Raw genomic sequence first — 24,264 nt, forward strand, 5'->3', positions numbered from 1 at the left:
TTTGATTGGTGGCCATCAACGCACCTCCATGAAGCCCCCGCTTCCTGGGGCAAGCTAGGCCGCAGGAGTTAACGCGCGGTAAGTCTCGCAAAGACACCACCGTCCATTGGCCTCGGACCTCCATGCGCCTATCTTTGCGCCACATGGCAAAGAAACAGACGCCCGCCCCCGGCCTTCCGACGCGCGAGCAGATCCTCGACTTCATCACCACGTCGGACACGCCCGCCGGCAAGCGGGAGATCGCGCGCGCCTTTGGCCTCTCCGCCCAGGAGAAGATCACGCTCAAGGCGCTGCTCAAGGACATGGCCGATGAGGGGCTGATCGACAGCGCGCCCGGCCGCGCCTTTCACAAGATGGGCGGCCTGCCCAAGGTCACCGTGCTGCGCGTGGCGGACGTCGACGATGGCGGCAATGTCTGGGCCGTGCCGGAACGCTGGGAGGCGGAAACGCCCCCGCCGCGGCTGCGCCTGCGCGAAAAAGGCAAGCGTTCGGCGCTGGCCATTGGGGACCGCGTGCTGGCGCGCACCGAAGAGGCGGGTTCCGGCTGGGTCGCGCACCCGATGAAGACGCTCGCGCGCGGCGAGGAGCTGATGCTGGGCGTCCTTCACGAAGAGGGCGGGAAGCTGTGGCTGCAGGGCGTCGAGAAGAAGGAGCGGCGCGAGTTCATCGTGTCCGATGCCGGCGACGCGCGGGCAGGCGACCTGGTGCTGGCCGAAAAGGCCGGGCGGCCGCCGCGGATCACCGCGCGCGTGACCCAGCGGCTCGGCGACCCGTTCGAGGCGCGCAGCTTTTCGCTGATCGCCATCCACAAGCACAGCATCCCCGACGTGTTCGGTGCCGAGGTGATCGAGGAAGCCGAGCGCATCGCCAAGGCGCCGCTGGGCGACGATCGCGAGGATCTGCGCGACCTGCCGATCGTCGCGATCGACCCGGCGGACGCGCGCGACCATGACGATGCGGTGTGGGCTGCGCCGGACGACGATCCGTCCAACCCGGAAGGGTGGAAGGCGATCGTCGCGATTGCGGACGTCAGCTTCTACGTGCGTCCCGGCGGCGCGCTCGACCGCGAAGCACGCAAGCGCGGCAACAGCGTCTATTTCCCCGACCGCGTGGTGCCGATGCTGCCGGAGACGCTTTCGGCGGACGTCTGTTCGCTCAAGGAGGGGGTCGATCGCGCGGCGCTCGCCTGCCATCTTCAGGTGGCGAAGGACGGCAAGCTCAAGGGCTGGCGCTTCACCCGCGCGGTGATCCGCGTCGCCGCCAACATCGCCTATGAGGACGCACAGGCAGCGATCGACGGCACCGGCGACAAGGTCGCGCCGGACCTGGTCGAGACCGCGCTTCGCCCGCTGTGGGATTGCTGGCGGGCGCTCTACAAGGCGCGCGAAGCGCGCGAGCCGCTCGACCTCGACCTGCCCGAGCGGCGGATCGTGCTCGACGAGAAGGGGCGTATCCTGTCGGTCGCGCCACGCGAGCGCCTCGACGCACACAAGCTGATCGAGGATTACATGATCGCGGCCAACGTTGCTGCGGCCAAGGCGCTGGAGGCCAAGAAGGCGCCGGTCATGTACCGCATCCACGAGCCGCCGAGCCGGGAGAAGCTGGTCGCGCTCAAGGATTATCTCGAGACGTTCGACATCCCCTTCGCGCTCGGCCAGGTGATCAAGCCGGCGACCTTCAACCGCATCCTCGACAAGGTGGGGGAGGCGGCGTTCCGACCGCAGGTGATGGAGCAGGTGCTGCGCTCCCAGACCCAGGCCTATTATGGTCCTGCCAACCACGGGCACTTCGGCCTGTCGCTCGGCAGCTATGCGCATTTCACCTCGCCGATCCGGCGCTATGCCGACCTGGTGGTCCATCGCGGGCTCGTCGCGTCCTATGCACTGGGGCCGGGCGGCGTCGCCGAGGACATGGCCACGATGGAGCGCACCGGCGAAGTCATCAGCGCGCTCGAACGCCGCGCGATGGAGGCGGAGCGCGAGACCGTCGACCGCTATGTTGCGGCCTATCTGTCGGAGCATGTCGGCACGATCATGCAGGCGCGCATCACCGGCGTGCAGAGCTTCGGCTTCTTTGCGACGGTGGACGGCATCGGCGGCGACGGACTGGTGCCTGCCCGCGACCTGGGCCGCGAATATTTCCGCTACGACGAAAAGGGTCAGCGGCTGGTCGGCGATCACAGCGGCGAGGAATTCACCCTCGGCATGCGGCTGCCGTTGCGGCTGGTGGAGGCGAACCCGGTGTCCGGCGCATTGCGCTTCGAACTGGTCGACGGCAAGGGATCGGCGGGTGGTTCCGGTGACGACGGCGGGCGCGGCGATCGTGAGCCGGGGCGGCGTCCACCGCGGGTGCTGAAGCGCCGTGGGCGGCCGGGCAACATCCGGCACCAGGGGCGGAAACGGTAGGGAGCGCTCCGACAGCTGCAGTCGCACCCCACGAAGCCCTTGAGGTTTCGAAGGAGGGAGGGGCGCCACTCCCCTTCGTTCGTTTCGAGGAGCCGTCGAGCTTGTCGAGACAGCGTCTCGAGAAACCGGCCGCGGCTCTCGACACGGGCTCTCGACAAGCTCGATCCCTGCTCGAGACAAACGGTTGGGGGCTATCGTCGGGCAACGTCACCGCGGGATGACGACGCCACCTAACGTCATCAGCGCTTGCCGGTCCCGCTCTCCGCCGCCACAATCACCGGTGGGAGATAGGGGGAAGCGGAAATGAAGCGGATGGTGCTGGCATGGGCGGCGTTCGCGTCCTGCGCCGCGGCCGAAGAGCCCGCCCGCGCGCCCGATGCCGTCCGACAACTGGAAGGCTGCTGGCAGGGCACGGGCAGCGTCCTGGACAAGCCCGTGACGATCGCGCTGGAGGTGCGGCCGGTGGCGCTCGGCGCCATGATGGCGGTCGATGCGCGCAGCGTCGCCACCAGCGATCCAGCCGATCGCTATGCGGCGCATCTGCTGTTCGGCGGCGGCAAGGACGCGGGTCAGGTCACCGGCTTCTGGTCCGACAGCTTCGGGGGCAGCATGACGGCGACCGGCCTCGGCTCAGCCCGCGCAGACGGGTTCGAGATCGCCTATCGCTACTCCGATGCGATGTTCGTAAACCGCTGGCGCATCGCTGGCGAGGAACTCGGCTGGACCATCCTCGCGCGCGACGTACAGGGCAAGGAGCAGCCGTTCGCTACCTATGCACTGCGTCGTGTTTCGTGCCCGCAGGGTCCGATCGCAAACTGACGACACGTCCCGAATATTGCGCCGGGTCCAGTCACACTGCTGCCTTCATTGCGCCGGATGTTGCGACGCGCGCGGCAGGGGGAATGCGGATGCTTGCAGGGTTGCTTCTGCTTCAGGCAAGCGTAAGTCCCGCCGCATTGCCGCCACCGACGGTCGGGCCGCCTGACCTGCGCGTCGCGACCCGCAGTCTCGATTGCCCGAACCGGGTGGCAGGGGAAGAGGTTGTCGTCTGCGCCAACCGAGGCGGCAGGAGCCCTGACCGGCTTGTGCCGCTTCCGTCCGACAGCAGCGATCCGCAACGCCGCTTCCGGCTTGGCACCGCAACCGTGATGCCGCGGGTGGAGACAGACCGCTTAGGGCTGGCCACCCCGACAGTGCGGGTGAACATTCCGTTTTAGGCCGCAGCGGCTGGGGGGCTGCGGGACGGCCCGCGCATCCGGACCGCGCGGATCGGCTGCTCAGGCGTGGATCAGCGCATACCCCGTGCCCGCCGCGCCTGTTCGTATGCATCCTGATTGGCCTTGTCGATCTGAACCCACTCGGCCTTGGTGTGGCAGGTTCGTTTCCCGCTGAGCATGCTTCCGGTCACCTGCATGCGTCGGCAGATCTGCTTTTCGGAAGCCTGCTCCGCACCAGGGTTCTCCGCTGCCCGCGGTTCCTGTGCATGAACGGCGCTCGCGGTCATCGCGCCCAGAAGAACTGCGGCAGTCACGGTTCGCATCACGGCATCCTCGTCCCAGTATCGGTCCTACGGTAACGCCATGAAGGCAAGAGACAAGGAACTATCCTGAAGACCACGAGCGGGGCCGTAGTTGATGCTCTCCGCCCGTCAGCCGGCCTGGTCGAACTGGAGCGCCGCGAGCCGGGCGTAGAGCCCGCTGCGCGCGGTCAGCTCCGCATGGGTGCCGCTCTCGACGATGCGGCCACCATCCATGACCACGATCCGGCCGGCGGCGCGCACCGTGGCGAGGCGGTGGGCAATCACCAGCGTGGTGCGGCCGCGCATCAGATGCTCGAGCGCGTCCTGCACCAGGCGTTCGCTCTCCGCATCAAGGGCGGAGGTCGCCTCGTCCAGCAGCAGGATCGGGCTGTCCCGCAGCAGCGCGCGGGCGATCGCGATGCGCTGGCGCTGTCCGCCCGACAGACGCGCGCCGCCCTCGCCCAGGAAGGTGTCGAGGCCGTCCGGCAACGCGCGCAGGAACTCGGCGGCGTTGGCGGCTTCTGCGGCAGCCCAGATCGCCTCGTCCCCGGCATCCCAGCGCCCGTAACGCAGATTGTCGCGCGCGGAAGCGCCGAAGATCACCGTCTCCTGCGGCACCATCGCGATGCGGGCGCGAACGTCGGCCGGGTCGGCGTCGCGCACGTTGACGCCGTCCACCGATACGATGCCGGCAGCAGGATCGTAGAAGCGCTGGAGCAGCTGGAACAGCGTCGACTTGCCGGCGCCGGAAGGGCCGACCACCGCCACCGTTTCACCCGGCGAGACTTCGAGCGAGAAGTCGCTGAGCGCCGCGACATCGGGGCGGGTAGGGTAGCGGAAGGACACGTCCGCGAACGCCAACGCGCCCTGCGGCGGCTGCGGCAGCGCGACCGGGTTGGCAGGCGCGCGGATCTCCGGCTCCTGCGCCAGCAGCTCAGCCAGCCGCCCGGCCGCACCCGAGGCGCGCAACAGGTCGCCATAGACTTCGGTCAGTGCGCCGAACGAGCCCGTCACCAGCGCCGCGGTGATGACGAAGGCGGTCAGCGCGCCGCCAGTCGTGCGACCGGACGCCACGTCGCTGACCGCATCCCACAGGATCAGCGTGATCGCGCCGAACAAGAGGCCGATCACCATCGCCGTCATGATCGCGCGCGTGCCGAAGCGGCGGCGGGCGACGCCGAACCCTTCCTCGACCGCCGACTGGAAGCGATCCGCCTCGCGCCGCTCCTGTCCGAACGCCTGGACGATCTTCATCGCGCCCAGCGTCTCGGACGCGATCGCGCCGATGTCGGCGATGCGATCCTGGCTGGAGCGCGACAGCTTGCGCACGCGCGAGCCCATCCAGATGATCGGCGTCACCACCAGCGGGATGCCGATGATGAGGAACGCAGCCAGCTTGGGGGAGAGCGCGAAGAGGTAGAGGATGCCGCCGACGCCGATCAGCAGGTTGCGCAGCGCAGTGGAAACCGTGGTGCCGACGATCTGCTCGACGATTGCGGTGTCCGCGGTCAGGCGCGACGCGATCTCCGACGGGCGGTTCTCCTCGAACCAGCGCGGCGGCATGCGCAAGAGGTTGCGGTGCACCGCCGCCCGCATGTCCGCCACCGTCCGCTCACCCAGCCAGGACACGAAATAGAAACGGCCCGCGGTCGCGAACGCCAGCGCGACGACGACGAACAACAGTCCCTCGAAATAGCCGCCGATCTTGGACGGGTCGGCGCCGGCGGCGAAGCCGTTGTCGACGACCTTCTGGAAGGTGCGCGGGATCCACAGCGTCGCCATCGCCGCGATCAGCAGCGACACCAGCGCCGCGGCAAGCTGAAGCTTGTATCGGATGGTGAAGCCCCAAACGAGCTTCAGGGCGGGCAACATGCCCGTGGTCGGCTCGGCCGGGGCGGTGCGCTGCGAGGAACGAAGTGCCATGCGGCCCGACTAGCGCGAACGGGCACGCGGTGAAACCTCTGCGCGACGCGGCGCGTTGGTCCGGCGAGATGGCGCCGGCTGAGTAATGATTGCCGCAGCGCAGAAGCGCTTTATATCACAAGACAAAGTGCCGTCCTGCGCGGGGGCGCTGGCGAAGGACGGATGGATTGATGTTGTACGATGCCTATGAGTTCCAGCGCTCGATGCTGGCCGGTGCCAGTGCGATGGCCAATTTCGGTGCGGGCCTTCTCCAGAACCCGGCGAATCCCTTTTCCTATTTCGGGGGCGGGCCGGTGCTCGCCTCGGCGCTCGAAGTATTCGCCCATGCCGCGGCACCGCGCGGCAAGCCGGCGTTCGGCATCACCAGTACTACGGTGAACGGGCGCGAGGTCGCGGTTCGTGAGGAGATCGTGCTCCGCAAGCCGTTCGGCCAGCTCAAGCACTTCGCCCGCGAAGGCGTGACCGGCGGTCCCAAGCTGCTGATCGTGGCGCCGATGTCGGGCCATTATGCCACGCTGCTGCGCGACACCGTGCGGCGCATGGTGACCTCGGCCGACGTCTACATCACCGATTGGCGCGACGCGAAGCTGGCGCCGCTGTCGGACGGCCGCTTCGACGTGGATGACTATATCGACTATCTGATCGAGTTCCTGGCGGCGATCGGGGCGGAAGGCGATCCGCGCGCGCATGTGCTGGCGGTGTGCCAGCCGTCGGTGCCGGCCTATGCCGCGGTCGCCGCGATGGGCCGCGACCAGCACCCGAACCGCCCGTATACGCTCAGCCTGATGGGCGGGCCGATCGACACGCGTGAGGCGCCGACCGCGGTCAACACGCTCGCGACCGAGCGGCCGCATGCCTGGTTTGAGCAGAACGTCATCGCCACCGTGCCGATGACCTATCCGGGGGCGGGGCGCCGGGTCTATCCGGGCTTCCTGCAGCTTGCCGGCTTCATGAGCATGAACCTGGGCAACCACATGATTTCGCACTGGGAGATGTTCAAGCATCTGGTCGAGGGCGACGGCGACAGCGCGACTGCAACCAAGGCCTTCTACGACGAGTATCGCTCGGTCTGCGACATGACCGCCGAATTCTACCTGCAGACGATCGAGCTGGTGTTCCAGACCCATGCGCTACCCAAAGGTACGATGACCCACCGCGGTCGGCCGGTCGATCCGGCGGCGATCACCGACACGGCGCTGTTGGCGATCGAGGGCGAGCGGGACGATATTTCCGGCCTCGGCCAGACGCGCGCAGCGCTGACCCTCGCGACGGCGCTGCCGGACGCGAAGAAGCAGTATCACATGGCCGAAGGCGTCGGCCATTACGGCATCTTCCACGGCTCGAAGTGGCGCAACCGAATCGCGCCGGTGCTGGAGGGGTGGATCGCGCAGCACGGCGGCTGAGGCTTTCTCGACACGGGCTCTCGACAGGCTCGATCCCTGCTCGAAACAAACGGCGTTGGGGGAGGGCTGGGGGCGCCCGCCTCAGTTCCAGAAGACCCGCGCCGAACTCCACGCGGCCCAGGCAAGCGCTGCCCACAGCAGCAACACCATGGCGAACCCCGCGATGGACACGGGGCGGCGCGCCGCAGCCTCCGCGGTTGCGCGATGCTCGACCAGCAGTGCGGGCGGCACCATCCGCGCGACCAGCCACAGGCCGGCGGGCACCAGCAGCGCGTCGTCGATCAGCCCCAGCACCGGCACGAAGTCCGGCACCAGGTCGATCGGCGAGAGCGCATAGGCGGCGATCACCAGCCCGAGCAGGCGCGCGGCAAGCGGCGTGCGGGGGTCGCGCACCGCCAGCCAGACGGCATGCGCCTCCACCCGCACGCGATGGGCAAGCGACGGCCCGACGAACCGCCGCGCGCGCACCCTAGAGCGTGATCCGGGTGTGGCTTCCGGCTTCCTCGTCATAGATGGTGTTGCCCGTCAGCATCTTGAGCTTGCCGGTGATGCTGTGATCGGTCTCCCAGATCTCCGCATCGGCGAGGTCGAAGCGCAGCATCAACAGACTTGGGTCCTGCCGGCCGCCCTCATACCATGCCTCGACCTGCTTGTTCCAATAGCGGTCGATCACCGCCGGATCGTTCTCGGTCGTGAGCGTGCCGCGAAGCGACGCATAGAGGTCGTGGTTCTTGGACACGAACTGCACGGTGGCCGGACCACCAGCGGCCGCGCGATTGTCCTTCCTGGTGTAGAACCAGAACTCGCTGTCCGCGTCCTCGTCCAGCACCGCGTACATCGGCTCGAAGTGCTCGCGATCGGTGGTGGTGCCCAGCATCACATAGGGGCTGGCGGCCATCGCCTTCCACATTTCCTCGCGGATTTCCTTCGGGCTCTTGTCCGGCATCATCGTTCTCCTTGAATGGCTCGGACAGGATAACGAGCGGCGGCGCAGCGGTTTCCACAGACCGCGTCAGGCGGCCTCGCGAACTGGCGCCTCAGTCGCCATTTCCTCTTCGATCTCCGCTTCCAGAAAGGCGATCAGGCCGCGTTCTGCGCGGCTCAGATAGCGTTTGGTGCGCGGCATGCGCAGGGTTTGACGAAACTCCGTCTGGCCGCTCTTCACCAGGTTGATGAGGCGCGGGTGGACGTAGGACTTGCGCGCGATCGCGGGCGTGTTGCCGAGCGCTTCCACCACCGGTTCCAGCATCGTCTTGAGGCTGATGTCGTGCGCGGCGGTCGCCAGTGCCTCGAACGCCAGCACGCTCGCACCCCAGGTGCGGAAATGCTTGGCCGTGTAGTTGGCGCCCATCGCCTCGCGGATGTAGCAGTTGACGTCGGTCGAGGTGACGGGGTGCGTCTCCCCGGCGGCATCGACCCAGCGGAACAGGTTCTGGCCGGGCAGGTCCTGACAACGCTTCACAAAGCTGCTGAGCGATTTGTCGGTGACGGTCAGCGTCCGCATCTTGCCCGACTTGGCGCGATACTGGAGCTTCAGCCGGTCGCCCTTCAGCTGAGCGTGGCGCTTGCGCAGCGTCGTCGCGCCAAAGCTCTTGTTTTCCTTGGCATAGCCTTCGTTGCCGACGCGCACTCGTCCCAGGTCGAGCAGCCGCACGACTGCTGCGACCGCGCGGTCCTTGTCGAGCTTGCGATGGCGCAGGTCCGCTTCGACCTTGGCGCGCAGCTTGGGGAGCAAATGGCCGAACTGGGCGCAGCGGTCGTATTTCTCCGCCTCGCGCGCCTCGCGAAAGACGGTGTGATAGCGATACTGCTTGCGGCCGCGCTCGTCCCAGCCGATCGCCTGGATGTGGCCGAACGGGTCCGGCGAGAACCAGGCATCGCGATACGCCGGGGGCAGGCCGATCGCGTTCAGCCGGTCGATCTCTTCACGATCGGTGATGCGGGTCCCGTCCGCTCCGAAATAGCCCCACCCGTGGCGCATCTTGCGGCGCGTAATGCCGGGCTGCGCATGGTCGATGAACTGGATTTCCCCGCCTGTCATTGGATCCTCTCGATTGTCGCTCCCAATGCGCCGCTCGTCGCTTCGTTCCGGAACCGGCGGGCGTCCCGGCTGGTTCGCTCCCCATGTTCCCAACCGGATAGGAGACTTCGAATGGCAGACCTTGGCGATGCGCGTGTGCTGATCCTGGCAGCCGACGGGTTCGAGGAATCCGAATTGTTCGATCCGCGTCAGGCGCTGATCGACGCGGGCGTGAACGTGACCCTGGCCTCCATCAAGACGGACGCGATCCAGGGCGTCGTCCACGACAGCGAGAAGGGGCGGACGATCACGCCGGACCTGACGCTGGAGGAGGTCGACATTGACGATTATGACGCGCTGCTGCTGCCCGGCGGCGTCGCCAACCCGGACAAGATGCGCCTGGAAGAGCGTGCGGTAGAAATCGTCGGCGAGTTCATGGACGAGGGCAAGATCGTCGCCGCAATCTGCCACGCGCCCTGGCTGCTGGTCGAGGCCGATGTGGTCGACGGCCGCCGCGTGACCAGCTGGCCCTCCGTCCGCACCGACCTGGAGAACGCCGGCGCCGAAGTAGTCGACGAGCAGGTGGTGATCGATGACAACCTCATCACCAGCCGCAAGCCGGACGATATTCCCGCCTTCAGCCGCGCGCTGATCGAGGCACTGGAAACCGCGCTGGCGGAGGATGCGGACGACTGACCCAGAACGGGACAGGCCGGGCGGGGCACCTGCCGCGCCCGGCGCGTTCTGGTACGACGGCCGGCGGCGGCGAAGGGCCGTCTTGTTCGAGGATCGAGCATGCGCCTGTTCGCCGCCGTCGCCACCATGCTTCCGCTTCTGGTCGGCACTGCCGCCGCGCCGCTTGTCGCCCAGGAGGGTGGCCGCTTCCTGGTGACGGAAACCGGGCGGAGCTACGCGCGATTGCAGGAAGCTGTGGACGCGATCGGTGCCGGCCAGGGCACGATCCAGATCGCGCCCGGCACCTACCGCGAGTGCGCCGTGCAAGGGGCAGGGCGGATCGCCTATGTCGCCGCCGAACTCGGGCGCTCCGTATTCGAGCGCGTCGCGTGCGAGGACAAGGCGGCGCTGGTGCTGCGTGGTGCGGGCGCGCGAGTGGACGGGCTTGTCTTCACCCACATCCAGGTGCCCGATGGCAATGGGGCGGGCATCCGCATCGAGAAAGGCGATCTCGCGGTCGCCAACACGCGCTTCGTGGACAACCAGTCCGGCATCCTGTCGGCGGCCGATCCCAGCGCCACGATCACGGTCGATCGGTCTACCTTCGCTGGTCTGGGCAAGGATCCGACGGGCAATGGCGCGCACGGCATCTATGTCGGCGAGTTCGCCGCGCTGACGGTCACGCGCTCGCGCTTCGAGCGGGGAACGGGCGGCCATTATCTCAAGAGCCGTGCGCCGCGTGTCACCATCCTCGACAACAGCTTTGACGATTCGGCGGGGCAGAACACCAACTACATGATCGACCTGTCGAACGGCGCGACCGGGCGGATTGCCGGCAACAGCTTTGCGGTGGGTGGGAACAAGGACAATTATTCCACCATGATCACCGTCGCACCGGAGGGAGCGAAGAACCCGTCCGCCGGGCTGGTGATCGAGAACAACCGCGCCTGGCTCGCGCCCGCGTTCCAGTGGAAGACGACCTTTGTGGGCAACTGGTCGGGCGAGCGGGTCACGCTGCGCAACAACAGCCTCACGGACCGGATCGCGCCCTACGCCGATCGCTAGCGCGATAACGGGAAGCATACCCGTTCGTCCTGAGTAGCCATTGAGCAAAGTCGGAATCGCGTATCGAAGGACCGCCAGCGATGCTTCGATACGGGTCTTCGACAAGCTCAGCCCCTACTCAGCACGAACGGTACTATTTGCTCCCGCTGCCAGCGTCAGCTGCGCAGCCGCGATCCCAGCCAGCCGGCGAGATATTCCAGGCAGGCGATCCGCCGCCACAGGCCGGAGTCGGTGATCCGCTCCATCGCGAAGAACTGCCGCATGGCGGGGAAGTCGGGGTCGATCACCCGGTCCATATAGTCGGGCGACAGCAGCCCGCCGTGCTCGTCGCCCATCGGCCGCAGCCGCCGCTGGACCGCATAGCTGTGCTGGCGCACCCACGCCGGCCGGATGCGCGAGGACCATTCGTCGAAGCGGTGGCGGCGGCCGGGCGGCTCGGCGAAATGATGGCCATAGGCGGACGGGTAGGCGGCAAGCAGCGGGTCGATCGACGTCAGCAGCTGCCCCTCGAAGCGCCCGGCGTGCTTTGCCGCCATCGGCAGCGTAAGCGCGCTTGCGACCAGCTGATGATCCAGGAACGGCATCAGATAGGCGCCGTGCTGTGCCTCCAGGCTGATCTCGCGGCCGAACAGCGCCCGGCAGCGCACGCGCGGATAGGCCTGTTCCGCGCGGGTACGTGACATGGGCGTGCGTGCGTCCGGCAGGTCGAGCGCCTCGGCGATCTTGTTTGCGATCTGCGCAAGGAAGGCGCGCCCGTCGAATGCCGCCGTCGTGTCGCTGGGTGTGAAGCGCGCGAAGAAGCTGCGGGCGACGGTCGTTGCGGTCAGCCGCCGGTCCGGCAGCAGGAAGAAATCGCGATAGACCTCGCCGCACCCGCCCGACGCCGCAAGCGCGCCCTTGGCATGCCGCAGCTTCTGCGCGGCAGCATGCCCGCCATTGTCGAAAATGTTGCCATAGGTCGGCAGTCCGTCGAACTGATGGAAGTTCGCGGCCACCTGCTCGGGGAAGGCGTCTGGTGCGATCGGCGCGGCCTGCTTGTCGATCCAGGCAACGTCGAAGCCTTCTGCCGCGCCGATCGCCTGCGCGATGCGGACGTCGGCGCTTCCTTCCGGCCCATAGACGTAGACGGACGGACGGCTGCCTGCCGCGCGGAGAGCCGCAAACAGCAGCCGGGAGTCGATGCCGCCCGACAGCGGACACTGGATGCTGTCACCATAGCTGGCGACATGCGCCGCAACGACCGCGTGCAGCCGCTCCCGATGTTCCGCGAGCCGGTCCGGCAGGGACCGGCGCACCGGCGCGTCGGGCAGGGGCTTGGCGGTCGCGTGACGCACCACCGCGCCCGAGGGCATCAGCTCCAGCACCCATCTGGGTCCCAGCGTCTTGAGCTCGGCAAACACCGTGTCGTCGCCGATCGGGACTACGTTGAACGCGTGCTCATAGACGCCCTGGGCATCGAAGCGGACGCTCGGCAGCGCCTGGAGCGCGGCCAGCAGCGAGGTCGAGAAGACACGGTGCTCGGCGTCATGGAACAGCTGAAAGGCGGCAAAGAAGTCGCCGAACAGGAAGCTGCGGCCATCCTGGCGCACCAGCGCCACGAACTCCCCGCCGATGCGGGACCAGTCCAGTGCTGGCAGCGGCGCATGCCGGAGCAGCGCAGCAAGCGCCGGTTTGCCGAGTTGGCCGTCGAACACCAGCGTGCCGGCGACCGCGACCAGATCGTCGCCATCCTCCAGCAGTCCCGTGGAGGCTCCGCCCGCCGGAGCGAAATGAAGCAGCGACCAGCCGGCGAGGGAATGGCTTGTCGGGCTCGGCAGCCCCGCGTCCTGCGCCTGGGCCCGCGCTCCCGCCAGCGCCGCCGCCGCGCGCTCGTCCGCGCGTGCCAGGAACAATCCCCCCATAGGTCCTTCAGCCCTCCGCCGGCTGGAGCGCCACTGGCGCTTGCGCGCCACGGGCGCGCTGCATCGGCCGCCAGTGGCTCTCCGCCCGCTTGCGCGCCAGATAGGTGTCCAGTCCCATCTGCGCGCCGAGCAGCATGAAGACGAACGGGTTGAACGCGATGCCGACGAACGCCGCACCCAGGAGGTAGATCAGGTGCGCATGCTGAAGCGCGGTTGCGAGCGGGGCTGCCCAGGCGAGCTCCGTCGGTGCCTTCGCATAGCGCCGGCGCAGCAGCTCCATCCGGAACAGCCCGCCCAGATGGATCGTCAGCCACAGCGCCAGGCCGAAATAGCCCTGTTCGCCAAGCATCTCGAAATAGGCGCTGTGATAGGCACGCGCCTTGTCCACCTCCAGCGCCCGCTCGACCGTGGCGTTGTTGGCCGCGCCGACCGTCGCGACCGTGTCATAGCGGATATGGTTCTGGAGATAGGCGTCGAACCCGCCGCCCATCGGATGCTCCTGCACATAGTCGAGCGTCCATTGCCAGACGGCCAAGCGCGTCGAGGCGGAGGCATCGCCCTGATAGGTGCGGATCGTCTCCATCCGCTCGGTGAAGGCCGACGGCAGCAGCGGGACCGCGACCAGCCCGGCCACGCCCAGCAGCGCCAGATAGGGCAGCTTGCGCTTCACTTCGCGCAGCATCAGCACCGCGAGCAGCGCGATGCACAACAGGCCGGTCCGGGCCGAGGTGCCGACCGGGATCAGCAGACAGGCAAAGCCAAGCGCGCCGCAATAGGTGCGTACGCGCCAGTCGGGCGGGAAGATGGTGCCGTGGCGCGCAAACCACAGCAGGATCGGCACGATCGCGATCGCCACCGTCGAGATGGTGCTGCTCTCGTACAGACCGGCGTTGTTCGAGACCATCAGGTTGAGCTCGCCATAGCCGCCGCCGGTCACCAGCGTCTTGATCCCGCCGACGACGATGATCGACGCCGCCGACAGCAGCATGAACAGCAGCAGCGCCTCGATCCGAAGCCGCGTGCGAAGGGTGAGCGGCAGGAAGATGGCAAAGGCCATCGCCTTCCATACCCAGTCCCATTTGTATCCGGCTTCCACCGGGAAGTCGGCATGCAGCGTGGTGTACCAGCACCAGCCGAGCAACAGCAGCAGGAGGAGCTGGCGCGGGGCGACGCGCAAGCCCCGCTTGTCGTCGGTGAGCAGCCACCCGCCGACCGCAAGCGCCGCGGCGATCGCCGAGATCGGCACGGAGTTCAGCAGCAGATAGGTCAGCCGCTGGGGCGAGACGATGTCGATATAGGCATAGGCCAGCACGAACAGGAACGGTCGCCGGAACCCGAAGGCGAACAGCGCCGCCAGGAAGCCGACAAAGGCAAGGTCACGCACCGAAGCGGTTCCTGCGCCGCGGGCGATCCGCCTGCTCGCGCTCGCCTTCGCTTGCCTCCCGGTCGAGGTCGGGTCGCCGCAGCAGCAGCCATGCCGCCAGCAGCATCAATCCGTGCGACAGCCCAAGCGAGAAATTGTCGATCATCGTCCCGCTTTCTTACCGTTCGCGCCGGGCCGCCGCAAAAGCACGGTTGACGCAGCGTTAATTGCTCAAGAGGCAGGATACCAGCCATGCGGATCCTGCACGTCCTTGATCATAGCCTGCCGCTGCACAGCGGCTACACCTTTCGCACGCGCGCCATCCTGAAGGCGCAGATCGCGCGCGGGTGGACGGTGGCGGGGGTGACCGGCGCCCGCCAAGGCGGCGACGGCGTTGCCGAGGAGGTCGTCGACGGACTGACCTTCTTCCGGACCGATCCGCCCCGGCCGGCACGCGCGCCCATCGGCGAGCTGCGCGAGGTGGCGGCGCTTGCCCGCCGGCTCGACCAGGCGGTGGCGCGCTTCCGCCCTGACGTGCTGCACGCCCATTCGCCGGTGCTGGACGGCCTCGCCGCGCTGATCGTCGCGCGCCGGCGCAAGCTGCCGCTGGTGTATGAGATCCGCGCCTTCTGGGAGGATGCTGCGGTCGGCAACGGCACCGGCACGGAGGGTTCGCGGCGCTATCGCATGATCCGCGGGCTGGAGACGTGGCTGGTGCGCCGTGCCGATGCGGTGGCGGTGATCTGCGAAGGTCTCCAGCGCGACCTGGTGGCGCGCGGCATCGATCCGGCGCGGATCTTCGTCTCGCCCAACGGGGTCGACATGACCCTGTTCGGCGATCCGCCACCGCCCGACCTGACGCTCGCGCGCGAGCTGGGGCTGGAAGGCGAGACGATCGGCTTCATCGGCAGCTTCTACGACTATGAGGGGCTGGACGACCTGATCGCCGCCATGCCGAGCCTTGTCGCCCGACGGCCGCGGCTGAAGCTGCTGCTGGTGGGCGGCGGGCCGATGGAGGCTGCGTTGCGCGCGCAGGCGGCGGCTTCGCCCGTGGGGCATGCAATCCGCTTCGTCGGGCGGGTGCCGCACGACGCGGTGGAGCGGTATTACGGCCTCGTCGACGTGCTGGTCTATCCGCGCAAGCGGATGCGCCTCACCGACCTTGTCACGCCGCTGAAGCCGCTTGAGGCGATGGCGCAGCGGCGGCTGGTCGCGGCGTCCGACGTCGGCGGCCATCGCGAGCTGATCCGCGACGGCGACACCGGCACCCTGTTCCCGGCCGACGACCCGCAGGCGCTCGCCCAGCGCGTCGGCGACCTGTTCGCCGACCGCACGGATTGGGAGCCGATGCGCAATCGCGCGCGCGCCTTTGTCGAGCGCGAGCGTAACTGGTCGTCAAATGTTTCGCGTTACGCCCCTGTGTATCACGCGCTTGTCAAAGGCTTCGCAACGGACGCACCATGGACGCCACAGTCGCTCCCCGACGCTTGAGCCTGCCCGCCGCGACGGTCGCCGCCACCCTGGGCGGTGTGCTGGTCGCGCTGGTCGTGCTGCTGCTGCCCATCGCCTGGATCGAGGCGCAGGTCGCCGAAAGCGGGCTGCCCGACGTGCTTGCCGCTGCGGCCCCGCCGCTGGGCATCACGGCGCGGCTCGCGCTGATGCTGCTGCTCGCAGGCATCACGGCCGCGCTGCTGTGGGGCCTGGGGCGAATCGTTTTCGGACGACTCCCGGTGGTGTTCACGCTTCCTGCCCGACGCAGCCGCGAGAAGACCGCCGAGCGTGAAGTCGCCGCCATTCCGGTGCTCCGCCGCAGCGACGCGCATCCGGATGCGCCTGCCCGCGCGCCGGTGCTGGCGATGCGCGACCTGGGCACGCCCTTTCTGGAGGTGACGGCGGCAAGCAGCGCAATCGCGATCGCAGCCGAGCCGATCGAGCAGGCGCTGCCGGAAGACCTCGACCTCCCACTCGCCGCCTTCGACCCACAGGCGATTCCCGCCCCGATCGTGACCGTCCGCCCCCTGTTCCAGGCCGATGCGCAGCTGGGGGACGATGTGGACGTGACACGCCTCACGCCGCAGATCCGCGCCGGATTTGCCGCCCCGGCGGAGCCGGAACCCGAGCCTACGCCGCTGGAGGAAGCCTCCACCCGCGCCTTGCTGGTCCGGCTCGAGCGAGGGCTGGCGCGCCGCGAACACGGGGAGGGGCCGCGGCTTGCCCCCGGCCGGGACGAAACGCTGCAGGCGACGCTTGCCTCGCTGCGGCGCTGGGCGACGCCTGCCTGAGGATCAACGGTCCTCCACCGTGAGGACCTCGATCTCCACGCGCAGGCGGTCGCCTTCGGCAGCCGCAAACAGGACGGTCAGGTCCGCCACCAGGTGCCCGCGCAACGGGAGTTCGGCCTCCGGCAGACACTGAAGCCAGGCATCGAGTCCCGGCGACGCTGCAGCCTGCGCCGTCACTCGATGCCGCGCCCCGTTGAAGGTCGCGCTCGCCCACGGCACGCTCTGCACATCGCTCACCACCAGATCCTGTCCGCCCGCCTGCGCCGCCAGCAGCAGCCGGCGCTCCAGCAACGTCGCCGCATCCGGACCGCGGCTCATGCGTGGTGCTCCTGCCGGGCGATATAGCTCTCGATCCGGGCCACCGTGTCGGGCCGCGGCTCCCGCCCGTTGCGCAGGTCGCCCACCAGCCGCGGGTCGTGCACCGCCTCGCGTCCGAACACGGTCGGCGGCATGCCGGTCACGTGCAGGAACTGGTCGATCTTCTGCAAAATTGTCACCGGACAATCTCCTGATTCGCGTTCTTGTTTTGTTCTTGTTCTGCGAAATCCAACTTGTCTAGGAAATTTCCTACGGCTAGGAAGCGGCTGTGGATCCGCAGGAACAGCGCGCGGTGCTCGTCGCCCTGGCGACGGAGCGGGGCGAAAGCCTGGCAGCCTTGTCGCGGCTTCTGGGCCGCAATGCCGCCTATCTGCAGCAGTATCTGGAGCGGGGCAGTCCCCGCATGCTGCGCGAGGACGACCGCGCAAAGCTCGCCCGCTACCTGGGCGTTCCGGAGGCGCGGCTGGGCGGGGCAGCCGCGCTGGCAACGGTGACGATCCCGCGGCTCGACCTGGCGGCGTCCGCAGGGCCGGGCGCGATCGTGGAGCTAGAATCGGCGGCGCCGCTGCGGCTGGACGCGGAGTTCGTCCGCCGGCTGGGCGCGCGGCCCGAGGCGCTGTCGATGATCGCGGTGCGCGGCGATTCGATGGCGCCGACGCTCGAGGACGGCGATTCGATCCTGGTCGACACGGACGTGCACGACGGGAAGGAGGGCATCCAGGTGGTGCGCCACGATGGCACTCTGCTGGTCAAGCGCCTCCGCCGGGCGGGGAAGACGATCGAACTGGTCAGCGATAATCCTGCCTATCCGCCGATCCTGGTGCGTCCCGGCGATCGACTGGAGATCGTCGGCCGCGTCGTCTGGCTGGCGCGGCGACTTCGCTGACCGTCAGCGGCGGTCGACCAGCCACACCGCCAGCGCGATGATCGTGCCCACGCCAACCCCCACCAGCAGGCCGATGGTGGGCTGGTGAAAGCCAGCGGCACCGATCAGGGCGCCGCCCAGCGCGCCGGTGGCCAGGGCGAAGCCGCCGGCAGCGGTGTTGCGAGGGGGACGCCGATCCATTGCCCGCCTGTGCCACGGCCCGTGCGGCGACACCAGCCAGGCGAGACGGATGCAACGGATCGCCCCGTGCGGACGCCACACCGGCGACTGCCACGCCGAAACGCTTGGCGAGTGCCGAAAACTCGGGCTAGGGACGTCGGTATGTCGAGGCCCTCCCGCCGGCTCGTTCTGCTCGCCGCCGCGGGGTGTGCCGTCGCACTCGCGCCCGTGGGCGTGCGGGCGCAGCAAACGGCCGCGGATCCGGCGGCACAGGACGGTGCGCCGTCCTCGCTCGATCCGGCATCGCCGCTCTCGCCGATGCCCGACATTGGCGTCGACTGGCCCGATCTCTCGCCCGATCCCACCGAAGCGGCGGCATCGAGCGATCCGAACGTGGACCTCGCGGCAGCCGAGCGGCGCTACACCCACCGCATCACCGGCATCGACGGGATCGGCGGCGACCTGTTTCGCCAGCGCTTCGACGAACTGTCGACCCTGCGCGCGAACGAGGGACATGCCGCCAACGCCGCGCAGATCGACCGCCGCGCGCGTGAGGATGCGGCGCTGCTCAACGACTTGTTGCGCAACGAGGGCTATTACGACGCGCGCGTCCTGACCTCGACGGCGTCGGAAGGCGGCAAGCTGCTCGTCACTTTGCAGGTCGAGCCTGGGCCGCTCTATCGCTTCGAGCAGGTGGCGCTGCCGGGTGCCGAGGGTGCGGGCGCCAAGGCTCCGGCGATCGAGAGCGCGCTGGGCGTCAAGCCGCAGGACCCGGTCAACGGCGATGCCATCGCCGCTGGGGAGGAGCGGGTACGGACCGCAGTCGGCCGCGAAGGCTTCCCCTTTGCCAGGGTGCGTCCGCCGGTGGTGGTGGTCGACCATGCGACCCGCACCGCCACGCTGGAAATGCCGGTCGCGCCGGGCGGCGAGCGCCGCTTCGGCCGCATCACCACGCCCGATGCGCGCGTGTTCGACGGAGAGCATGTGCAGGAGATCGCGCGCTTCGCACCCGGGGACCCCTATGACGCGGCCGAAGTCGACGACCTGCGCCGCGCGATCGTGCAGACGGGCCTTGTCTCCTCGGTTCGCGTTCGCGAGGTCGAAGGCGTGACGCCCGGTACCGTCGACCTGAACGTCGCGTTGGAACCCGCGCCGCCCCGCACCATCGCCGGCGAGCTTGGCTATGGCACGGGCGAGGGTGCGCGCGTCGAGGCAAGCTGGACGCACCGCAACCTGTTCCCGCCCGAAGGCGCGCTGACGGTGCGCGGCGTCGCCGGCACCCGCGAGCAGCTTGGCGCGCTGACCTTCCGCCGCAACAACTTCCACGGTCGCGACCGGGTCTTCACCGGCCAGATCTCGGCCTCGCACCTGGAGCGGGACGCCTATGAGGCGGACACCTTCTCCGTCTCCGCCGCGCTGGAGCGGCAGACCAACATCTTCTTCCAGAAGACCTGGACCTGGTCGCTCGGCGCCGAGCTGGTTGCGACCGACGAGCGCGACGTGATCGTCTCCACCGGCGAACCGCGGCGGCGGACCTATTTCATCGGCGCCCTGCCGACCTCGCTCAACTATGATGGATCGGACGACCTGTTGAACCCGACGCGCGGCTTCCGCCTCGGTGGGCGGCTGAGCCCCGAGCTGTCGCTGTCGGGCAAGGCGTTCGGTTATACCCGCGCACAGATCGACGCCAGCGCATACCGACCCGTCAGCGATGGCGTGATCCTTGCCGGACGCGTGCGGGTCGGCTCGATCCTGGGGGCGCCCCGCGATGCCGTAGCGCCTTCGCGGCGCTTCTATGCCGGCGGTGGCGCGTCGGTTCGCGGCTATGGCTATCAGGACATCGGCCCGCGCGATCCCAACAATGACCCGATCGGCGGCCGCAGCCTGGCCGAGTTCGCGCTGGAGGCGCGGGTGCGGGCGTTCGGCAACTTCGGCGTGGTGCCGTTCCTCGACGGCGGCAACATCTATACCTCGACGCTGCCGGACTTCTCGGGCTTCCGATACGGGGCCGGGTTGGGCGTACGCTACTATTCCAACTTCGGGCCGATCCGCGTCGATGTCGGCACGCCGCTCAACCCGCAGAAGGGGGACGCCCGCGTTGCCGTCTACGTGTCCCTCGGACAGGCGTTTTGAGCGAGGAGGCGCAAACCGACGCGCCGGTCGCTCCCGTACGGCGGCGGTGGCCGCGGCGGGTTGCCGGCGCCGTGCTGCTGGTGGTGCTTGGCTTCGCAGCCCTCCTGCTGCTGCTCGACACCGGGCCGGGCCACCGGCTGATCGCCAATCGCATCGCTGCGCTCCAGCCGAAGGATGGGATGCGCTACCGCATCGGCCGTATCGAAGGCTCCATCTACGGCCGGGCGCGCCTGATCGATGTGCGCATCTATGACCCCAAGGGTCTGGTTTTCCGCGCGCCCGTGGCGAACCTCGACTGGCGCCCGTTCGCATGGGTGTCGAACCGCCTCGACATCACGCGGCTGGTGATCCCGCGCGCGATCCTCGCCAAGCTGCCGCAGCCGCGGCCGACCGGCCGCAAGGGTCCGATCCTGCCGGGCTTCGACATCCGCATCGGCGCCTTGCGAATCGATCGGCTGGAGGTTGCGCCCGCCGTCACCGGAGTGGCGCGCGTGGGGAAGGTGCAGGGCCGGGCCGACATCCATGAAGGGCGCGCGCTGGTCGACCTCGCCGCGCGGGTCGACGGCAGCGATCTTTTGCGCGTCCACCTGGATGCCGAACCCGACCGGGACCGCTTCGACATCGCGACGCGCGCGATCGGCCGGGCCGATGGCGTGCTGGCGCAGCTTTCGGGTGTTCGCCGGCCGTTGTCGCTGCGCATCGATGGCGACGGCAGCTGGAGCCGCTGGCAGGGAAGCGCGCTCGGCATCGCCGGGCAGACGCGCGTGATCGACCTTGCGCTCGGCAATCGCTCGGGTGCCTATACGCTGGGCGGCACGCTCACGCCGGCCTCGCTGCTGAAGGGCAAGCTCCAGCGGCTGTCGACTCCGCGCATCCTGGTGAGCGGGGCTGCAACCCTCGCCAACCGCCGGCTGGAGGGGCGGCTGGGCCTGCGCTCCGCCGCGCTGGCGTTGGAGGCGGAGGGCGCGCTCGACCTGGCGAGCAGCGCCTATCGCGACCTGCGCCTGCACGCCCGGCTGCTCCGCCCGGCCGCGCTGTTCCCCAACATGTCGGGTCGCAACATCGAACTGCGCGCCATCCTCGACGGCGCGTTCGCTACCGCGGCCTTCGATTATCGTGTCACGGCCGATCGGCTCGCGTTCGACAACACCGGCTTTGAAGGCGCCCGCGCCAGCGGCAAGGGACGGCTGTCGGCCGCTCCGGTAACGGTGCCCATCCGCGTCACCGCACAGCGGGTGACCGGCGTCGGTGATGTGGCGGGTGGCATCCTGCGCAACCTGTCGGTCGAGGGTGCGCTCAAGGTCACCGCGCAAACGCTCACCGGCTCCAACCTGCGGCTGCGCTCGGACAAGCTCAACGGCACGATCACGTTGGTGCTGGACCTGCGCAACGGCCAATATGAGGTCGGGCTGACCGGTGGCCTGCGCCGCTACCTGATCCCCGGCCTCGGCATCGTCGACGTGCAGTCCCAGCTGACCGCCGTCCCGGGTCCGAACCGGCACGGCACGCGGATCGTCGGCCGAGGCGCCGCGCAGATGGTGCGGCTCGACAACGGCTTCTTCCGCTCGCTGACCCAGGGCCTGCCGCGCATCACCACCGGCCTGGAGCGCGGCACCGACGGCGTGCTCTACTTCCGCAATCTCGTGCTCACTTCGCCGGGGTTGACGCTGCGTGGCAACGGCTTGCGTCGGCGCGACGGCACGTTCCGCTTTGTCGGGCAGGGCCAGCAGCGGACCTACGGCCCCGTCTCGCTGATCCTCGACGGACGGATCGAAAAGCCGACGCTCGACCTTCGTTTCGAACGGCCAAATGATACGCTCGGCCTTGCCGACGTCACCGCGCATCTCGACCCGACGCCGGAGGGCTTTGCCTTCACCGCGGCCGGGGCGTCGCGGCTGGGACCTTTTACCGGCAACGGCCGCATCCTGCTGCCGCGCGGGCAGACGGCGAGCATCGCCGTCGACCGGCTCGACGTCAGCGGCACCCGTGCAAGCGGCGCCATCGCGATCGTGGAGAACGGCTTCGACGGACGCCTGGCATTCGGCGGTGGCGGCCTGTCGGGCGAAGTCCGCTTCGTGCCGCAGGGGGGGATCCAGCGCATCGACATCGCGGCCGACGCGCGCAACGCGCAGCTGGGCGCACAGGGGCGCGTGCGCGTCGGACGGCTTGAGGCGAGCATCCTGCTGGATCCCGTCGGGACCACGATCGACGCCACTGCCACGGCACAAGGCCTGCGCCGCGGCGCGCTGTCGATCGCAAGACTTGCCGGCAACGCCAGGTTGCGCGGCGGCGAGGGCGAGGTCCGGGCCTCCATCGCGGGCTCACGCGGCCGTGCGTTTGCGATCCAGTCGGTCACCCAAGTTACTGCCGACGAATATCGCGTGCAGGCACAGGGCACGCTCGATGGCCGCCCGCTCAAGCTAGAGACGCCGGCGGTGATCCGTCGCGACGACGCGGGCGGCTGGCGGATTGCCCCGACGCGTTTCACCTTCGCAGGGGGCGAGGCACAGGCGTCCGGCCGCTTCGGCAACGGCGATACCGAGCTCGCGCTCCAGCTTACCCGCATGCCGCTGTCGGTGCTCGACATCGGCTATCCGGGGCTTGGCCTCAGCGGCAATGCGTCGGGCAAGCTCGACTATGCGCTGCGCGGCGGGGTACCGAGCGGGCGCGTGAACATGACGGTGCGCGGGCTTTCGCGCGCGGGGCTGGTGCTCGCGTCCCGGCCCATCGACATCGGCCTTGCGGCCGTGCTCGACTCCAACAAGGTCGGCGCGCGGGCGCTGCTGGCGAGCGGGGGCAAGATCATCGGGCGTGCGCAGGCGCGGCTGGCGCCGCTGGGAGGCGGGGGTACGCTTGCCAGCCGCATCGCCAATGCGCCGCTTGCCGCGCAGCTGCGCTATGACGGCCCGGCCGACACGCTGTGGCGGATGACCGGCATCGAGCTGTTCGACCTGTCGGGCCCGCTTGCGATCGGCGCCGACGTCAGCGGGCGTCTGGCCGACCCGCAGATCCGCGGGTCGCTGCGCGCCACCAACGCTCGCATCGAAAGCGGCGCGACGGGAACCGTGCTGACCCAGGTGAATGCCCAGGGCCGCTTCGGCGGCTCGCGGCTGGTGATCGACCGCTTCTCCGCAAGCGACGGCCGTTCCGGCCAGGTCAGCGGCACTGGCGCGTTCGACCTTGCGGCGGTGCGGGGCTTCGGCATCGACCTCAACATCCAGGCGCAGCGCGCCCGGCTGATCAACACCGATACGCTTGCCGCCACCGTGACCGGTCCGATCACCATCCGCTCGGACGGATCCGGGGGAACTATCGGCGGCGAGGTCCGGTTGAACGAGGGTCGCTACCAACTCGGCAAGGCAGCGGCGAGCGCGCCGCTGCCGCGCATCGCCATCCGTGAGATCAACCTGCCCGGCGGCGACGAGCAGGACGATCTGCCGCGGCGTCCGTGGCGGATGAACCTGCACGCGCGCGCCACCAAGGGGCTGACGGTGACCGGTCTTGGCCTGCGCAGCGAATGGTCCGCGGACCTCACCATTCGGGGTGAGCCGACCAACCCCGCGATCGGCGGCCGCGCGGATCTGGTGCAGGGCGACGTGGAATTCGCCGGCCGCGAGTTCGAACTGCAGCGCGGCATCATCCGCTTCGATGGGTCCGTGCCCGCAAACCCCGCGCTCGATATCTCGGCAGACGCGGACACCGAGGGCCTGAACGCGACCATCCGCGTCACCGGCACCGCGCTCAAGCCCGAGATCGACTTCAGCAGCACCCCGGCCTTGCCGCAGGACGAACTGCTCTCACGGCTGTTGTTCGGCACCTCGATCACCAACCTGTCCGCGCCCGAGGCGCTGCAGCTCGCGGCGGCAGTGGCGGCATTGCAGAACGGCGACGGTGGCCTTGATCCGATCAACGCGGTGCGCCGCGCAACCGGGCTCGACCGCCTGCGCATCCTGCCCGCTGATCCGCAGACCGGGCAGGGCACCTCCGTCGCGGCCGGCAAGTATCTGACGCGGCGGCTCTATGCCGAGATCGTGACGGACGGGCAGGGCTATTCGGCGACCAACGTCGAGTTCCGCGTCACCCGCTGGCTGTCGCTGCTTTCCTCCATCTCCACCATCGGGCGGCAAAGCGCTAACCTCCGCGTTTCACGCGACTATTGATCGGCACCTCCAGCGCGACGGAGCGTTGGTGGTTCGACACGGTTGCTGGGGG

Annotated in this window: 21 protein-coding genes; 10 read left to right on the forward strand and 11 right to left on the reverse strand. The window is 68.9% G+C overall.

Annotated elements, in window-relative coordinates; genetic code table 11:
• Positions 1–143: 143 nt before the first annotated feature.
• The gene (gene rnr, locus LK533_RS02410; protein WP_229361161.1) at positions 144–2,405 is read left to right on the forward strand and encodes a ribonuclease R; all 2,262 of its coding nucleotides are present in this window, start codon (positions 144–146) and stop codon (positions 2,403–2,405) included.
• Between the two features lie 303 nt (positions 2,406–2,708).
• A complete protein-coding gene (locus LK533_RS02415; RefSeq protein ID WP_229361162.1) occupies positions 2,709–3,224 on the forward strand; it encodes a hypothetical protein in 516 nt (171 codons plus the stop codon).
• A 469-nt stretch (positions 3,225–3,693) separates the two neighbouring features.
• On the opposite strand, the gene LK533_RS02420 is transcribed toward LK533_RS02415, so the two are convergent.
• On the reverse strand, positions 3,694–3,909 hold the full coding sequence (locus LK533_RS02420; RefSeq protein WP_229361163.1) for a hypothetical protein: 216 nt from the start codon (positions 3,907–3,909) through the stop codon (positions 3,694–3,696).
• A 144-nt stretch (positions 3,910–4,053) separates the two neighbouring features.
• A complete protein-coding gene (locus tag LK533_RS02425) occupies positions 4,054–5,796 on the reverse strand; it encodes an ABC transporter transmembrane domain-containing protein (RefSeq protein WP_229361733.1) in 1,743 nt (580 codons plus the stop codon).
• Between the two features lie 221 nt (positions 5,797–6,017).
• Between LK533_RS02425 and LK533_RS02430 the strand changes: the two genes are divergently transcribed.
• Complete coding sequence (locus tag LK533_RS02430; RefSeq protein WP_229361164.1) at positions 6,018–7,250, forward strand: polyhydroxyalkanoate depolymerase; 1,233 nt, start codon at positions 6,018–6,020, stop codon at positions 7,248–7,250.
• Between the two features lie 81 nt (positions 7,251–7,331).
• Here LK533_RS02430 and LK533_RS02435 read toward each other — a convergent pair whose 3' ends face one another.
• From LK533_RS02435 to LK533_RS02445, 3 genes are all read right to left on the reverse strand, one after another.
• Entirely contained in the window at positions 7,332–7,718 is a 387-nt protein-coding gene (locus tag LK533_RS02435) for a YkvA family protein (RefSeq protein ID WP_229361165.1), read from the reverse strand.
• A gap of 1 nt (position 7,719) precedes the next feature.
• Positions 7,720–8,196, reverse strand: coding sequence for a pyridoxamine 5'-phosphate oxidase family protein (locus LK533_RS02440; protein ID WP_229361166.1), 477 nt, complete (start codon positions 8,194–8,196; stop codon positions 7,720–7,722).
• Positions 8,197–8,262: 66 nt separating this feature from the next.
• Entirely contained in the window at positions 8,263–9,291 is a 1,029-nt protein-coding gene (locus LK533_RS02445; RefSeq protein ID WP_229361167.1) for a DNA topoisomerase IB, read from the reverse strand.
• A gap of 111 nt (positions 9,292–9,402) precedes the next feature.
• On the opposite strand from LK533_RS02445, the gene LK533_RS02450 reads away from it, so the two are divergent.
• Entirely contained in the window at positions 9,403–9,966 is a 564-nt protein-coding gene (locus LK533_RS02450; RefSeq protein WP_229361168.1) for a type 1 glutamine amidotransferase domain-containing protein, read from the forward strand.
• A 99-nt stretch (positions 9,967–10,065) separates the two neighbouring features.
• Positions 10,066–11,010, forward strand: coding sequence for a right-handed parallel beta-helix repeat-containing protein (locus LK533_RS02455; protein WP_229361169.1), 945 nt, complete (start codon positions 10,066–10,068; stop codon positions 11,008–11,010).
• Between the two features lie 155 nt (positions 11,011–11,165).
• Here the strand turns inward: LK533_RS02455 and LK533_RS02460 are convergent, their stop codons facing one another.
• From LK533_RS02460 to LK533_RS02470, 3 genes are read right to left on the reverse strand one after another with little or no spacing between them, the layout of a single operon-like run.
• On the reverse strand, positions 11,166–12,911 hold the full coding sequence (locus LK533_RS02460) for a hypothetical protein (protein ID WP_229361171.1): 1,746 nt from the start codon (positions 12,909–12,911) through the stop codon (positions 11,166–11,168).
• A gap of 7 nt (positions 12,912–12,918) precedes the next feature.
• A complete protein-coding gene (locus LK533_RS02465) occupies positions 12,919–14,295 on the reverse strand; it encodes a putative O-glycosylation ligase, exosortase A system-associated (protein ID WP_229361172.1) in 1,377 nt (458 codons plus the stop codon).
• A complete protein-coding gene (locus LK533_RS02470; protein ID WP_229361173.1) occupies positions 14,288–14,440 on the reverse strand; it encodes a hypothetical protein in 153 nt (50 codons plus the stop codon). The genes LK533_RS02465 and LK533_RS02470 overlap by 8 nt, the downstream gene beginning before the upstream one ends.
• Before the next feature lie 86 nt (positions 14,441–14,526).
• Between LK533_RS02470 and LK533_RS02475 the strand changes: the two genes are divergently transcribed.
• Both LK533_RS02475 and LK533_RS02480 read left to right on the forward strand, forming a co-directional pair.
• Positions 14,527–15,765 carry a TIGR04063 family PEP-CTERM/XrtA system glycosyltransferase gene (locus LK533_RS02475; protein ID WP_229361175.1) on the forward strand — a complete coding sequence of 413 codons (1,239 nt, stop codon included), beginning with the start codon at positions 14,527–14,529 and terminating at the stop codon, positions 15,763–15,765.
• Positions 15,762–16,556, forward strand: coding sequence for a hypothetical protein (locus tag LK533_RS02480; RefSeq protein ID WP_229361176.1), 795 nt, complete (start codon positions 15,762–15,764; stop codon positions 16,554–16,556). Before LK533_RS02475 ends, LK533_RS02480 begins: the two co-directional genes overlap by 4 nt.
• A gap of 3 nt (positions 16,557–16,559) precedes the next feature.
• Here LK533_RS02480 and LK533_RS02485 read toward each other — a convergent pair whose 3' ends face one another.
• Together LK533_RS02485 and LK533_RS02490 are read right to left on the reverse strand one after the other, a co-directional pair.
• The gene (locus LK533_RS02485; RefSeq protein ID WP_229361177.1) at positions 16,560–16,874 is read right to left on the reverse strand and encodes a hypothetical protein; all 315 of its coding nucleotides are present in this window, start codon (positions 16,872–16,874) and stop codon (positions 16,560–16,562) included.
• On the reverse strand, positions 16,871–17,053 hold the full coding sequence (locus LK533_RS02490; RefSeq protein ID WP_229361178.1) for a hypothetical protein: 183 nt from the start codon (positions 17,051–17,053) through the stop codon (positions 16,871–16,873). Before LK533_RS02490 ends, LK533_RS02485 begins: the two co-directional genes overlap by 4 nt.
• Positions 17,054–17,142: 89 nt before the next feature.
• Between LK533_RS02490 and LK533_RS02495 the strand changes: the two genes are divergently transcribed.
• Entirely contained in the window at positions 17,143–17,760 is a 618-nt protein-coding gene (locus LK533_RS02495) for a S24 family peptidase (protein WP_229361179.1), read from the forward strand.
• Positions 17,761–17,763: 3 nt separating this feature from the next.
• Here the strand turns inward: LK533_RS02495 and LK533_RS02500 are convergent, their stop codons facing one another.
• Positions 17,764–17,940: a hypothetical protein gene (locus LK533_RS02500; protein ID WP_229361180.1), complete on the reverse strand. Its 177-nt coding sequence runs from the start codon at positions 17,938–17,940 to the stop codon at positions 17,764–17,766.
• Positions 17,941–18,081: 141 nt separating this feature from the next.
• On the opposite strand from LK533_RS02500, the gene LK533_RS02505 reads away from it, so the two are divergent.
• Positions 18,082–20,052, forward strand: a complete 1,971-nt coding sequence (locus LK533_RS02505) for an autotransporter assembly complex protein TamA (RefSeq protein ID WP_229361181.1) — start codon at positions 18,082–18,084, stop codon at positions 20,050–20,052.
• The gene (locus tag LK533_RS02510) at positions 20,049–24,212 is read left to right on the forward strand and encodes a translocation/assembly module TamB domain-containing protein (protein ID WP_420705800.1); all 4,164 of its coding nucleotides are present in this window, start codon (positions 20,049–20,051) and stop codon (positions 24,210–24,212) included. Before LK533_RS02505 ends, LK533_RS02510 begins: the two co-directional genes overlap by 4 nt.
• Positions 24,213–24,264: the final 52 nt, after the last annotated feature.

It is taken from the genome of Sphingomonas sp. PL-96, assembly GCF_020707215.1.
Lineage (GTDB): Bacteria > Pseudomonadota > Alphaproteobacteria > Sphingomonadales > Sphingomonadaceae > Sphingomonas.